This window comes from Blautia sp. An81 (assembly GCF_002161285.1).
GTDB classification, from domain to species: domain Bacteria; phylum Bacillota; class Clostridia; order Lachnospirales; family Lachnospiraceae; genus Blautia; species Blautia ornithocaccae.
Window position 1 is genome coordinate 1 of the sequence record NZ_NFHH01000018.1, and the last position, 14,785, is coordinate 14,785.

11 protein-coding genes are annotated in these 14,785 nt (G+C 41.2%); 10 read left to right on the top strand and 1 reads right to left on the bottom strand.

Annotation, left to right across the window (positions count from 1 at the left end; all coding sequences use genetic code 11):
- Nucleotides 1-256: 256 nt before the first annotated feature.
- The 5 genes from B5G33_RS14385 to B5G33_RS14405 all read left to right on the top strand — a co-directional run bounded on the left by B5G33_RS14385 (nt 257) and on the right by B5G33_RS14405 (nt 6,836).
- A complete protein-coding gene (locus tag B5G33_RS14385) occupies nt 257-1,471 on the top strand; it encodes an IS256 family transposase (protein WP_087418154.1) in 1,215 nt (404 codons plus the stop codon).
- Nucleotides 1,472-2,094: 623 nt separating this feature from the next.
- The gene (locus B5G33_RS14390; RefSeq protein WP_087418155.1) at nt 2,095-2,676 is read left to right on the top strand and encodes a hypothetical protein; all 582 of its coding nucleotides are present in this window, start codon (nt 2,095-2,097) and stop codon (nt 2,674-2,676) included.
- Between the two features lie 25 nt (nt 2,677-2,701).
- On the top strand, nt 2,702-3,961 hold the full coding sequence (locus B5G33_RS14395) for an ISAs1 family transposase (protein WP_275532823.1): 1,260 nt from the start codon (nt 2,702-2,704) through the stop codon (nt 3,959-3,961).
- Nucleotides 3,962-4,227: 266 nt separating this feature from the next.
- Nucleotides 4,228-5,046: an Rpn family recombination-promoting nuclease/putative transposase gene (locus B5G33_RS14400; RefSeq protein ID WP_087418157.1), complete on the top strand. Its 819-nt coding sequence runs from the start codon at nt 4,228-4,230 to the stop codon at nt 5,044-5,046.
- 182 nt (nt 5,047-5,228) lie between these two features.
- Nucleotides 5,229-6,836 carry an MBL fold metallo-hydrolase RNA specificity domain-containing protein gene (locus B5G33_RS14405; RefSeq protein ID WP_087418158.1) on the top strand — a complete coding sequence of 536 codons (1,608 nt, stop codon included), beginning with the start codon at nt 5,229-5,231 and terminating at the stop codon, nt 6,834-6,836.
- A gap of 34 nt (nt 6,837-6,870) precedes the next feature.
- Here the strand turns inward: B5G33_RS14405 and B5G33_RS14410 are convergent, their stop codons facing one another.
- Complete coding sequence (locus B5G33_RS14410) at nt 6,871-7,758, bottom strand: AraC family transcriptional regulator (RefSeq protein WP_087418159.1); 888 nt, start codon at nt 7,756-7,758, stop codon at nt 6,871-6,873.
- A gap of 237 nt (nt 7,759-7,995) precedes the next feature.
- Here B5G33_RS14410 and B5G33_RS14415 point away from each other — a divergent pair, with 237 nt between their 5' ends.
- The 5 genes from B5G33_RS14415 (at nt 7,996) to B5G33_RS14435 (ending at nt 14,778) form a co-directional block, all read left to right on the top strand.
- Nucleotides 7,996-9,342: an extracellular solute-binding protein gene (locus B5G33_RS14415; protein ID WP_087418160.1), complete on the top strand. Its 1,347-nt coding sequence runs from the start codon at nt 7,996-7,998 to the stop codon at nt 9,340-9,342.
- Between the two features lie 205 nt (nt 9,343-9,547).
- The gene (locus B5G33_RS14420) at nt 9,548-10,450 is read left to right on the top strand and encodes a carbohydrate ABC transporter permease (RefSeq protein WP_087269541.1); all 903 of its coding nucleotides are present in this window, start codon (nt 9,548-9,550) and stop codon (nt 10,448-10,450) included.
- Between the two features lie 6 nt (nt 10,451-10,456).
- Nucleotides 10,457-11,305: a carbohydrate ABC transporter permease gene (locus B5G33_RS14425; protein ID WP_087269544.1), complete on the top strand. Its 849-nt coding sequence runs from the start codon at nt 10,457-10,459 to the stop codon at nt 11,303-11,305.
- A 133-nt stretch (nt 11,306-11,438) separates the two neighbouring features.
- Nucleotides 11,439-13,232 carry a sensor histidine kinase gene (locus B5G33_RS14430; protein ID WP_087418161.1) on the top strand — a complete coding sequence of 598 codons (1,794 nt, stop codon included), beginning with the start codon at nt 11,439-11,441 and terminating at the stop codon, nt 13,230-13,232.
- Nucleotides 13,225-14,778, top strand: a complete 1,554-nt coding sequence (locus B5G33_RS14435; RefSeq protein ID WP_087418162.1) for a response regulator transcription factor — start codon at nt 13,225-13,227, stop codon at nt 14,776-14,778. The genes B5G33_RS14430 and B5G33_RS14435 overlap by 8 nt, the downstream gene beginning before the upstream one ends.
- Nucleotides 14,779-14,785 lie beyond the last annotated feature (7 nt).

The following is a 14,785-nucleotide window of genomic DNA, read 5'->3' on the forward strand; positions in this document are numbered from 1 at the left end:
CACTACCTATGGACTTTCAATCTTTTGTTCTTACCCATGATTATACAGGATTTTCTGTGCAAAAACTATAGGAAACCAAGTAGCTCCAGATAAATGGGCATGACAACAAAACCTCAGGCCTTGAGGCTTCAAAAAACTATTGGTAAATGAAGCATTTAGCATGGTAGTGTAAAAAACTTTGTGGCTTTGGTAAAAAATGGCTCCTTTTTGGTAAGAATTACAGATATGACAATTCTTATCGAAAAGGAGTTTATTTATGGCAGTAGCAAAAGACCAAATCCGACAGATTATTACAGAAAACAACATTACCAGTGTGGCTGATGTTTACACCCTTCTTAAAGACAGCTTCAAATATATCCTGCAGGAGCTTCTGGAAGCCGAGATGGATGCAACTCTGGGCTATGAAAAAAATTGTAAAGGTGATCTGAAGAGCGATAATAAAAGGAATGGACATTCTTCCAAAACACTCAAAAGCCAGTATGGGGAATTCCAGATCGATGTTCCCCGTGACCGCAATGGTGAGTTTGAACCAAAGCTGATTCCTAAATATCAGCGGGATATTTCCGGGATTGAGGAAAAAGTGATCTCTCTTTATGCCCGTGGAATGAGTACAAGGGATATTCATGATCAGCTTCAGGAACTTTATGGCATTGAACTTTCCGCTGAAATGGTCAGCAAAATCACGGACAAGATCCTGCCGGAAGTGAAGGAATGGCAGTCACGTCCATTAAACCCTGTATATCCGTTCGTTTTCATGGACTGCATCCATTATAAAGTCCGTGAAGATGGCAGAATCCTCAGCCGTGCTGCTTATATTGTACTGGGAGTTACCGTGGAAGGCTATAAGGAGATCCTCAGTATTACTGTGGGAGCGAATGAAACCAGTAAATTCTGGCTTGGAATGCTCAACGACCTGAAAAATCGTGGTGTGCAGGATGTGCTGTTTTTCTGCGTAGACGGCCTCCCCGGATTTAAAGATGCAATCCAGGCCGTTTTCCCACAGGCACAGATCCAGCGCTGTGTAATCCATATGCTGCGCAATTCTTTTAAATATGTGAATTATAACGATCTGAAGAAGTTTTCTGCAGACTTCAAGGCTGTTTATAACGCACCCAATGAATCCGCAGCTCTTTCGGAATTGGAAACGATTAAGGAAAAATGGGGGAAGAAATATCCCTATGCGATCAGCAACTGGGAAAACAACTGGGAAGATGTAAGTTCTTTTTTTCAGTTTTCCGGAGATATCCGCAGAATTATGTATACAACAAATATCATAGAAGGACTGAACCGTCAATACAGGAAAGTTACAAAAACAAAGAGTGTGTTTCCAAGTGATACCGCTCTTGAAAAGATGCTGTTTCTTGCAAGTAGAAATGTAACAAAGAAGTGGACTCAGCGTTATCGGAACTGGGATCAGGTGTTGAACCAACTGATCATTTTATACGATGAAAGACTGACAGCATACCTGTAAACAGAAAACAGGAGTGGATGTAAACACATCCAGCTCCTGTCTTCACCTTATCCCTTCGGCATTTATAGTATTCCCAGAAAATCCCAGCTTATTCCCGAGGCCGGGTGTGGGCAGAGCCCACGAAAAGGGATTGCTGATGCCGTTATTTGTGCTGAAAAAATTATAAAATTCATGTATAACCTGAGTCGAATGGGCAATACTATTATCAGATAAATAATTCGACAGCAGAAAACCAGAAATTTGGACAATACAATTATACATATCTGGTTCTTATCAAAGAAGATTTTCCCTATAGACACAGAAAATTTTACGCCCTCATCTATTATATTGTTTGATCTACTATCATCCCTATTTGTAAATATTAATTAAAAACAAAACTGGAATCCTAATTTTCGGACTCCAGTTTTTCTTATACCCACCTCTCACATTCAATACAACAAATCCAGAACTTTTGTCGAATAACCAAGATAAACTCCCAGTCAGGGTTGTTTCATGAATGATTTTTAAAAGTATAAGAAGTTCAGATTTTATCGAGGGTTATGCGTGTTATACAAATACATGTATAACCCTCGACTTTTTGTTTCTGTATAGGTATACTCCACCTATACGGAAAGGAGGATATTATGCCAGTAACTGAAAAAAAGTATCCGGATTGGGTCCAAAAGTATCGGTCAAAGGGAACTACTGTGAAGAAAAAAGGGGATTCGTATTATCTCTATAAAAGGACATCCCGACGCATAAAAGGGAAAAAGTATCCGCAGCCAGTCGATACTTATATCGGCGTGATCACTCCGGAAGGAGTCATACAAAGCAATAAAAGAAAAGTATCTTTAACCAATGCGGAGGTGTGGGAATACGGATTTTCAAAAGCCGTCTGGGAGCTATGCCCGGATAACTGGAAAAAACCATTGGGGAATGATTGGCAGGATGTGCTTTCCATCATTCTTTTAAAACAGTCTCCAACTTCTTATATCCAGAAAACACGGACGGTGAAAAAGGAATCGGATTTCCGATATCAGTTTGCAGCTCAGTCATCATCCCTGTCCCGCAGGATCTATAAAAAATGGGGTGTTGGTATGGCAGAACTGCACAGACTGGAAACGATCTATTTAGTATGCCTGGATAAAAATGAAATCATTTCAAAAGTGAATAAAGAACAGCAGGAGCTTCTGAAGAAGATCCAGGTGTCCTTGGAAATGTGCTGAAAGAACATTTCTGACAGAAAAGCTGATCCATTATTTCAGGCAGATCCCGGATTATCGATGCGGCAGAGAAAAAAAACACGATCTTGCAGAAATGCTGGTATGTGTCACCCTTGGATTCCTTTGCGGCCGGACAACAATCCGCAGGAGCCTTAAATGGTGCAAAAACCATCTGGAAGAGCTGCAGAAACATATGGAATTAAAACACGGGATCGCTTCGCCTTCTACCATTACACGAATGCTGTGCGGCATTGATGAGGAATTAGCCTTGTATGCTTTTATGGAATGGATCGGCGAGATCGTGGACTCGAAGAATACGCATCTGGCTATTGATGGGAAAGGACTGCGCGGCGCAACGGAGAAGACGAAAGGTGCGGCAACCCCGATGCTGCTGAATGTGGTGGAAACGGTCCGGGGATTGATACTTGCACAGCTTCCGGTAGATGCAAAGACGAATGAGATTGCGGTGATTCCCGAATTATTAAAGCTTCTGGATATAAAGGGAAGCACCGTAACGATTGATGCGATTGGGACACAGACGGCGATCATGGAACAGATCCATGAACAGGGAGGGCATTTTGTGATGGCAGTAAAGAAAAACCAGCCAGAGGCTTATGAGGAGATCCATACGTTCATGGATAAACTGGAAGGGGAAAACATCAAAAAGAAAAAAGGTGGAACTTTAGATCCTGTAATGGGGGAATTCCTTAAAAAATATGAAGAGGTCATCCAGGTGGAAAGGAATCGGGACAGAGATGAATATAGGAGATGCCAAATATGTAAGGATGCCTCAAATCTGACCAAAAGCCAAAAAGAATGGCCGCACGTTCAAAGTATTGGTCGGATCAAGCAGGTGAGGATCCCCGTTGAAAGAGACAGCCAGGGGAATGATATTACTCCGTCAAAGGAAGCGTTTTTGAAAAGAGGCTCCAGAAGAGTCCCAGTTCCTTGTGCCGAAGAAGGAGCTGGGAAAGATGTGCAGTGTATGGCACTGATATCAGACCTTATCCTTAGTGCAGAGGAACTGGGAAACATAAAAAGAATGCACTGGTCAATAGAGAACCGGCTTCATCATGTACTGGACGACACATTCAGGGAAGATCGATCGCCAGCCAAAAAGTCCCGAAACAATCTATCTCTCATCAGAAAATATGCATACAATATCTTACGCCTGGCAATGTATGAAACAGGCCTGACAAATATAATGACAGAAATGATGGACTGCTTTTGTGACAATGCCGCCTTGCGGGAACAGTATGTGTTTCAGGGCATAGCCAGTCTGTATTGACTATATATAAAGAATACCTCTGGAAAAAAGCGTTGTAAAGGGATAGGGAGATAGTTTACGCTTTTTTACGTAACCAGCTTACCAGAAACGATATGAGAGATGTAATAACAAGATTGTAAAAGGTAGTACTGCTCATGGATAGTTCATGAAACAACCCTGACTCCCAGTCCCGTAATATTGTAATTCCGCTACCCCTTTTGTATAATGAATATAGAAATATCCATACAAAAGATAGCATAATAACAATAGTGCGGGAGATTATAAGTATGGAAACAAATGAACGGCAGGAAGATTGGGAAAGTCTCGGTTTATCTAATGATTTTTTATTTGGGAAAGTAATGAGTAACCCGAAATTATGTATACAGCTTTTGGAACGGATTTTTCCAGAATTGGAGATTGAGCGTATTGAATATCCGGAATTGCAGAAATCGATTAAGGAAGACGTAGATGCAAGAAGTGTCAGGCTGGATGTATATGTAAAGGATTCTGAAGAGAAAGTCTATGATATCGAAATGCAGACAACGAATAATGGTGAGCTACCCAAAAGGAGCAGATATTATCAGGGGATGATAGACCTTCAATTGATTAACAGAGGAGAATCTTACAGAGGACTGAACCAAAGCTATATAATTTTCATCTGTATGGAAGACATCTTTAAGGATAACAGACACATATATACATTTGAAAACATATGTATACAGAATAACGGAATCGTGCTGAGGGATGGAGCGGTAAAAATTTTTTTGAATACAAAGAGTGACCGAGAAGATGTAACTCCCCAGCTAAAAGCCTTTTTGGATTATGTAGATGGCAGAAAAACCCCAGACCCTTATGTAGAAGAGCTTGAGAAAGCAGTTGCTGAGGCAAAGAAAAATCGGAAGTGGAGGCATGAGTATATGACTTTATTGATGAGAGATCAGGAGAATATTGAAAAAGGAAGAATTCAGGGAAGAAAAGAAGGCATAAAAGAAGAGCGCCGTAAGATTATCATCAATATGCTTTCTAAAGGCTATACTAATGAGCAGATTATGATGCTCTGCGATACGTCTTACGAGGAAATCAATGAATGCAAGAAGAGTTTATAAAATAAATAAAATATTGTAGGAATTATTGGAAAGAATAATAAATTTTATATAATTTCCAGAAAATCTCTGTCCATTCTTTCCCCTCTGGGGTATAATGAAAATAGCAGATTCATTATACCGTAAAGCAATGAGCAAAGGGAGTTTTTTACTCTGGGGTTAGTACAACAAAAAGGGGGTTTTTTATGAGACTGACTTTTATAGGGGCTGCCCATGAAGTAACCGGAAGCTGTTATTTTCTGGAAGCAGCAGGGAAAAAGTTTCTTGTGGACTGTGGTATGGAGCAGGGGCCGGACCAGTATGAAAATCAGGAGATTCCCGTGCCTCTTTCTGAGATCGATTTTGCCCTGCTGACCCATGCCCACATTGATCATTCGGGAAATTTCCCATTGGCCTATGCCAAGGGGTTCAGGGGACCAATCTACGCTACTGCGGCTACTTGTGACCTCTGTGATATTATGCTTCGTGACAGTGCTCATATCCAGATGTTTGAGGCAGAGTGGCGGAACAGAAAGGCCAGGAGAAATGGACAGCCGGAATTCGTTCCTGCGTATACCATGGAAGATGCCCTGGGAGTGATCCGGCAGTTTGCAGCATGTGATTATCATAAAATCATTGAGCTGGCAGAAGGGATCAAAGTGCGTTTTGTAGATGCGGGACACCTTTTAGGTTCCGCCAGTATTGAACTGTGGATTACAGAAGATGGAGAAGAGCGGAAATTGGTATTCTCCGGAGATATTGGAAATACAGAGCAACCTCTTATCAAAGACCCGGAATACCTGGAAAGTGCGGACTATGTGATCATGGAATCTACCTATGGAGACAGAAGCCATGGGGAAAAACCGGAGTATATAGAAGCTCTCACCAGTATCATAAGAAAAACATTCCAGAGGGGTGGCAATGTGATCATTCCTTCTTTTGCCGTAGGAAGGACCCAGGAGATGCTGTATTTCCTGAGAAAGATCAAGGCGGATAATCTTCTTCCGGAATTTCCGGGATTCGAAGTGTATGTAGATAGTCCTCTGGCAGTACAGGCCACAACGATTTTTAAAGAGCATTACAGTGAATGCTATGATGAAGAGGCCATGGAACTGATCAATCAGGGAATCAATCCTATTACATTTCCAGGGTTAAAGCTGTCTATTACCAGTGACGAGTCGAGAGCGATCAATGTGAATGAGAAGCCAAAAGTTATTTTGTCTGCCAGCGGAATGTGTGATGCAGGACGTATTAAACATCATCTGAAACACAACCTCTGGAGACAGGAGTGTACGATACTTTTTGTGGGATATCAGGCAGTTGGAACACTGGGAAGAGCCCTGATCGAAGGAGCCACAGAAGTAAAACTTTTCGGAGAAGAAATACATGTAAACGCTGAAATCATCCGGATGCCGGGAATCAGCGGACATGCAGATAATGAAGGACTTATGCGGTGGGCAGGAGCCTTCAAGAAAAAGCCTGAAAAAGTCTTTGTAACTCATGGAGATGACCAGGTATGTGAGCTCTTTGCTAAAAGACTGGAGAGTGAGCTGGGATATTCTGCTGTAGCGCCTTACAGCGGAACCATTGTAGATCTGTTTTCCGGCCAGGTAGTAAAGGAAACTTTGGGAATTGCAGTAAAACATGCAAGAGAGAAGGCAAAGACCAGAAAAGCTGCTGGAGTATATGCAAGATTACTTGCGGCTGGACAGAGGCTTATGACAGTTATCCGTCATAATGAAGGCGGAGCAAACAAAGATCTGGCCAGATTTGCAGACCAGATCAACGCTATGTGCGATAAATGGGACAGATAATAAGCAGATTGTACGAGAATAAAATATCGGCAAATCAGGTTTTCAGCTTTGCATGACTCTGCCGGAAACCTGAGGGGGACATTTTTTCAGATTGATAAAAAACCCGGTTAAAAGTGCTGCTGCTGTTAAAACCGGCTTCCATTGCAATATCGGTTATGGATGCCTGGGTAGTCAACAGCAGCAGTTTTGCTTTGTGGAGCCGCTGCCCGGTAACATACTGAGAAAAAGACATTCCAACAAATTCCTTAAAAAGTCTGGAAAAATGAAATTTGGAAAAGCCTGCATAGGAGGCTGCCATTTCCAGAGTGATATTTGAGGAGAGATTTTGATTCAGATACTGGCATACAGCCAGAAATTTTTCCTGATATTGATGAGTTTCCTGGCGGCCAGTTATTCTGCCTGGATTTTTACCGGGAAGAATCTGCATTTGAAGAGCAGAAGACCGGAAAAGCAAGGTATAAAGCTGCAGGACCAGGGAATATAGACTGGCCTCCCAGAGGAGCTTTTTGCGTCTGGACTCCAGTATCACAGAGAGGAGGAGTTTCTCTGCTGCTATATAAGTAGGATTTTTTATGTTCCGCTTCAGAATAAAAAAAGAGGGGAAGGAAAACAGCAGAGACTGGAATTCTCTCAGGGAATACAGAATTTCCACGTCAAACTGAAAGATCAGCCGGGTGCCTTTGGAAGACCCGGTGAGTTCATGGATAGTCCCGGAGTGTAGAAATATAATATCGCCCTTATCCAGATGATACGTTTCTTCTTCAGTTTTTACCTGATAATCCCCGGAAAGGGGCAGGATAATCTCCACACAGGGATGCCAGTGAGGATCAATATGATAGCAGCCTTTCTGGAGGATTACCCGGAAATTGGAAGAATCCGGATAAGCTATATTTTCGCGGAAACCGGAGAAAATCTTTTTCATAGTTCAGACTCCAAGGAATAATGTAATAATAAAAAGAATAACAGTATCTCAGTGGAAAATCAACTATTAAAAATATGAGAGCTTTTTCTATAATTATGTGACATAGAGGATAGAAAAGAAAGAAAATTATAGAAGAAGGACACTTTATTTTATGGGCATTATATACATGGAATGCTATGATATAGCCATCAAAACTATTGAAGATGCCGAATGGCAAAAGGAAAAGGAGGAAAGAGTATGAAAAAAAGAATGAAAAGACTGGCAGCGTTTTCCATGGCAGTTCTGATGGCAGCTTCTATGGCAGCCTGCGGCGGTTCAGGCGGTGGAAGCAGTGATGGCGGATCCAGTTCAGGCGGTTCCAGTTCAGGAGATGACAAGGAGATTGTGTATTGGAACATTGGTACAGAGAGTCCTGATAAGGATATTGTTACAGCTGCGGTTGAAAAATTCAACTCTGAAACGGAATCTGGATATACTGTAACATCTGTTCCAACTCAGAATGACTCTTACAAAGAAAAATTGGTTGTGGCTATGAGTTCTGGTGAGTGCCCGGATATGTATTCCTGCTGGTCTGGAGGACCTATGTATGAATATATTGACTCTGGATTCGGTCAGCCTATTGATGATCTGTTTAATAATTCTGAGATTAAAGACAAACTGATGGAATCTGCCATCGGTCAGGCAACTTATAATGATCATATTTATGCAGTTCCTTATCAGAATGTATCTATGTCAGGTATTTTCTATAACAAAGAGATGTTCGAGAAATATGGTTTGGAAGAGCCTGCTACATTAGCTGATCTGGAAAATATTTGTGCAACTTTAAAAGAAAACGGTATTACACCATTCGCTCTGGCAAACAGCTCTAAATGGACAGGTTCTATGTACTTTATGAATCTGGCTGCAAGATACGGCGGACTGGAACCGTTCCAGAATGCAGTTGCAGGAACAGGAAGCTTTACTGATGAATGCTTTATCCAGGCTGGAGAAAAGATCCAGGAGTGGGTAAATGCAGGATACTTCCCAGATGGTGTAAACTCTCTGAGTGAAGATGATGGACAGGCAAAACAGTTAATGTATCAGGAAACAGCAGGTATGCTTCTTTGCGGCTCCTGGTATACAGGTACTTTCTCTACTGACAGCGAAGAGTTTTATCAGAAGATAGGCTGGTTCCCATTCCCGGCAATTGAAGGCTCTGAGGCTGACCCATCTATTATGATCGGTACAGTAGGTGACCAGTTTATTGTATTTAACTGTGAGGGTGAAAAACTGGAAGCTGCTTTTGAGTGTGCTGAAGCACATCTGTCTGACGAGGTAATTGACCTTGGAGTAGAAAGCGGAAAGATTCCTCCAGTTAACGGAATTGAAGAAAAACTGACAGATCCAATTACAATAGAGGTTGTAGAAGCTGCTAACAACGCATCTGAAATCCAGCTGTGGTACGATCAGTATCTGCCGCCAGCAGTTTCAAATGCACATCTGGATGGTCTTCAGGAGGTATTTGGTCTCACTATGACTCCTCAGGAAGCCCAGGAATCCATGCAGCAGGCAATGGAAGAGTATAATGCTCAGAAAGCAGAATAAGCAACATGACGGAATAATCGGAAAGGCTCTGGAAACAGAGCCTTTCTTTTTGGATAAAACCGCTAAAGAAATCTATAAAAAATGAACAGTATGGATAGAAATTTATAGATTCTGGGAAGATTGTTCTATGTAGTTTTGTTAAACTTTTTGGTAGTATTGATACTATCAAAAAGTTCTTAAAGTAATAAGAAGGAGGGAATTCATTATGAAAGAAAAGAGTACTTCTTTGCTTGTCATCAGGCAGAGAAATACGAGAAAAGTAGCGGCGCTTTTCCTGGCACCGGTAACTATTCTGATGGTAATCTACATTTTTTATCCTATTGTAGATACCTTTATCACCAGTACATATCAGTGGAATGGAATTTCTGCTGACAGAAAGTTTATTGGTATTCAGAACTGGATCACACTGCTCCAGGACAAAAGTTTCTGGATTGCTTTTAAAAACAATCTGATCATCATGGTGCTTTCTATTGTAATCCAGATTCCTCTGGGACTTGCCCTGGCCACCTTCCTGGACTTTGGAGGGAAAAAACTTACGGTATTTAAAGTTATCTGGTTTATTCCATTGCTGATGTCTTCTGTAGCTATTGGTTTCCTGTTCACCTATGCTCTGGCTACAAACGGCGGTATTGTAAGTACCATATCCGGTTGGTTTGGAGGCGGAAACATTGACCTTCTGGGAAATCCCAAAACTGCGCTGCTTACAGTAATCGCTGTTATATGCTGGCAGTTTACACCGTTCTATATGGTATACTTTATGGCTGCATTTACAAATATTCCCTATGATGTATTTGAAGCAGCCAGAATTGACGGAGCTACCAGAGGACAGTATTTCTGGAAAATAGCACTTCCTCTTCTGGTGCCATCCATGAAGAGTGCAGCCATTCTATCTATGGTAGGTTCTTTGAAGTATTTCGATTTGATCTACGTAATGACCGGAGGCGGTCCGGGAACTTCTACTGAATTAATGGCAACATATATGTATAAAGAGTCCTTCAGCAACTTCAACATGGGTTACGGTTCTGCTGTTGCAGGCGGAATGTTCATTCTGATTTCTATGATCGCTCTTATTACAATGAAATTGATAAATGGAAAGAAGGAGGCGTAAAAACATATGGATGCTTATAAGAAAAGTCGAGTAAAAAGTATAATATGCTGGGTAATCGCCTTTGCATTGGCAATTTTTTACCTGGTAGTCTCTTTCCTTCCCTTTATATTCATGGTATTAAACTCTTTTAAAGAGAAGTTTGAAATGCTTACAGTGGGTGTCTTTGAACTTCCCCAGAGCTTGAATTTTGCGAATTATCAGGAAGTGCTTACAGGCGGATTTGGAAAATATTTTATGAACAGTGTGATCGTGCTTGCAATTTCCCTGATTTTGCTTCTGTTTATTGCCTCCTGCGCTTCTTATCCTTTGGCAAGATTCCAGTTCAAGCTGGCGAATCCTATTTATGCAGGAATTGTTGCATGTATGTCTATTCCAGTACACATTACACTGATTCCTGTGTTTAAGATGTCCCAGGCCACAGGTCTTTATGACAGTATTTGGGCGCTGATCGGACCCTATGTAGCGTTTGCTGTTCCGATTTCTGTGTTTATTCTTACTAGCTTTATGAAAGAGATTCCAAGGGAGATTGAAGAGTCTGCGGAAATCGACGGATGCGGAAAGATTAAAATGTTTTTCTCCATGATTCTCCCGCTCTCCAAACCAGGACTGGCTACATTGGCAATCTATAACGGTGTAAATATGTGGAATGAGTTCTCCTTCGCATACACATTGACACAGTCCTCTGAAAACCGGACGCTGCCTCTGGCTATTTGGGAGTTCCAGGGACAGTATTCCATGAATACGCCTATGATCATGGCGGTTCTGACACTGACACTGCTTCCTATGATCATAATGTTTATTATCTTCCAGGATAAGCTGGTGAAAGGTATGACAGCAGGAGCTGTAAAAGGTTGAGTTCATTCAAAAAGGGCGTTTTATACGCCCTTTTTTTAATCTTAAGCGAAAGGAAACCTGTGGACATAGGTTAAAAATAAATATATACTAATATTCATAGAGACTTGAAAGTAAAGACATTAGGAGGGCAAAAATGAAAAAGTGGATAGAACAAATTAATCAATGGAAACTGGATAAGAAAATGCAGGTTCTGGTTACCACAGCCATTATTGTTATGACCTTGATTATTTTGGCTGTATCCACCATTTCCTCAGTAACCTCCATGAAGGAAAAATCCATAGAACTGCTGCAGACAAATAATGATACCATGTCTGAAAACTATGCATCTTCTCTGGAACAATATAAAGCCCTCGCCATAGCTATTGTAATGGATGATACGGTGCAGAGCTATCTTCACTGTACCAGCAAGAGAGATCCTTCCTATACCGGATATGCCAACAATGCGGTTAATACTATGACCAGCTGTCAGAATATGTATCCAGATATGAATTTTATCGGCATTGTAAGCTATCAGATGGACGATTATCTCTATAAAGGGATAGAGGCGCTAACTTCGAGCGATTTTCAGCAGGTCTATGCCCAGGATTACCAGCAGTGCGGGGAAGTGCGGGATGGTACTATACGCATAGGATTTTCCAACAAGTACTACAGGGGAGATCGATATACGCTTAGTGTATATTTTCCGATCTATGATCTGAATACCATTATGATGGAACGAGGACTTCTGTGCATGAACTTTACAAATCCGGTGCTGGAACAGATCCTGGAAGATAAATCAGGAACTGGAAGGCAGACAGCAGTAATACAGACAGACGGTACGATTATTGCGGATCATGATCTGGACAGCATTGGAGAAACTGTATCCTATAAAGAGAAAATGGTAGGAAGCGAAGGGGAATTTTCCTGGGAGGGCAGGCTCTATATCTATCAGAAAGTGTCAGACTGGAACTATTACATTGTCAGCAGTATTGAAAATATGGAGCTGTATGCTCCCAGCGTCCGAACTATTATCATTATGACGGCAATTCTTTTTTTCATGGTTATTCTGAGCTTTTTTGTCATAAAAGGTATCATAAGCCGGGTATACCGGCCTCTGGATCAGACTGTACAGAAAATGGACGAGGTAGCGGCAGGCTGCCTGGAGTCCCGATTAAATGTAGCGAGTATGGGAGAAGATTTCCAGAAACTGGCTACAGGCTTTAATTCCATGATGGAAGAAATTCTGGTACTTATGGAACAGGTAAAAATGGAGCAGCATCAGATAGAGCAGATTCGTTTTAACTCTCTGCAATCCCAGATCCAGCCCCATTTTCTTTATAATACCCTGGAATGTATTCACTGGCAGGCTATGGCAGATGGAAATAAAGAAATTTCCACATTGGTTATGGCTTTAGCAAAATACTATAGGATTTGTCTCAGCAAAGGGCATGATGTGATTTCTTTAGGATTAGAGATTGAACATATCAAGAATTATCTGATCATTCAGAATATGCGTTACGATAACATTATTGGAAGTGAGTTTCAGGTTGATGATACCTGTAAAGATGCAATGGTTCCTAAGCTGACTCTTCAGCCACTGGTGGAAAACTCTATTTATCATGGGATAAAAGTAAAAGAAGGAAGAAAAGGAAGTGTTTTTCTGAAGGCTGTAAGAAAAGAAAATACGGTGCTGATTACTTTGGAGGATACTGGAAGCGGAATGACTCAGTCTCAGATTGACGCTATGAACCAGCAGCTTTCAGAGTATGATGAATCTTTTGGCTATGGAGTAAGGAATGTCAATAAGAGGATCGAGCTGCTTTACGGGAAAGATTATGGTCTGTATTATCTTAGAAATGAGTTTGGAGGAGTGACTGTAGAAATACAGCTTCCCTATACTACAAAAGTGGACGAGGGAATTTTAAAAGGGGATATGATAAATGTATAAAGCTTTAATTGTTGATGATGAAAAGATGATCCGTATGGGAATGAAAAAAGTGATTCCCTGGGAACAGCTGGGGATTGGCGAAGTATATACCGCGGCTTCGGCAACCGAAGCCCTGGATGTTTTGGAAAATTACAAACCCCAGATTATGATCACAGATATCCAGATGAACGGAATGACAGGCCTGGAATTGATCGAGAAAGCCAGGGATATAATCCCGGAATTAAGAGTGATCGTTCTTACGGGATATGATAGCTTTGAGTATGCCAGACAGAGTCTCCGCCTTCAGGTTCAGGACTTCTTTCTGAAGCCAATTGAGGAAGAAAATCTTTCCAGAGTTCTTAAAGAACAGGTGGCGTATTTAAACGAAGCCGAAGAAGAAAAGCGGAATTTCCTTCTTCGCCAGAGAACCCAGGGGACGGCAGAACAGATGGAGCTGGAAAAGTGCATCAGAGGAATTATTAACCGGTCTAAGGAAAGCAGTGAGTTCATGGGTGTTCTGGAACAGTACTATGGATTTCAGATGGACCAGGGACTTCAGATTGTGCTGATCATGCCTGCCCAAAATTATTCCGGACAGGAATCAGAGCAGGATTTTCACGAGATGTCGGTGAAAAATATTTGCATGAGTGTTGTAGACGCTCAGGGAAAAGGAATCACTTTTTCCGATGATGGTATCATAGGAATTGTTTATTTTACAGAGGAAGAGAGCTCGGTCTTGGAACATATTGAGGAACTTTCAGGAATTCTCAAAGATGAGTTTGACACGAACCCTAAGATTGTGATGGGAAGTGCTGTATCGGGATTTTCGAATTTGCACATTTCTTATAATGATGCTAAATATCTGTTAGATACAGAGAAGGAAAGTATTCAGGATATTATCCAGACTTTCGGAGAGCAGAATAAAAATAATATTTTCCGTGATATTTTCAGTGAGCTAAAGGGAATCATGTGTTCCAACACGGGAAATACCGAGTATGTTATGAAAGCTTTCCGCACATTTGCAAAGGCTACCAAGTCTTATAATTTATCGCAGCAGACAGTGCGCAGGCTTTGCTTTGAGATGGCATCTGCCACCTATTTTGCCTATATGGGGGAGTCTAAGGAGACAGAGTCGGGACGCTTGGATGCATTATCAAAAAGTCTTCTGTCTGCCAATCGTGAAGAGGCATGTGAGGTAACAGAGATGTTTTTGAATCAAATGCTGGGGAAGGAAGAGGAAAGTGTTCATGAGATTGTAGATAAAGCAAAATATTATATTTCAGAACATCTAACAGAAGAACTTACAGTGTCAAATATTGCGGCGTCTCTGTATATTACGCCAAATTATTTTTCAAGATTGTTTAAAAGAGTAACTAAAGAAGGCTGTAATGAATATATTGTACGGAAGCGCATAGAAAAGGCAAAATCTCTTCTGGAAACCACCAGCCTGAAGACAGGAAAGATTGCTATGATGGTAGGATACCGTGACACCAATTATTTTTCTCTGGCTTTTAAGAAGCATACAGGGAAATCTCCTACAAAATACCGGGAAGAAATGCAGAAATAAGGGACAG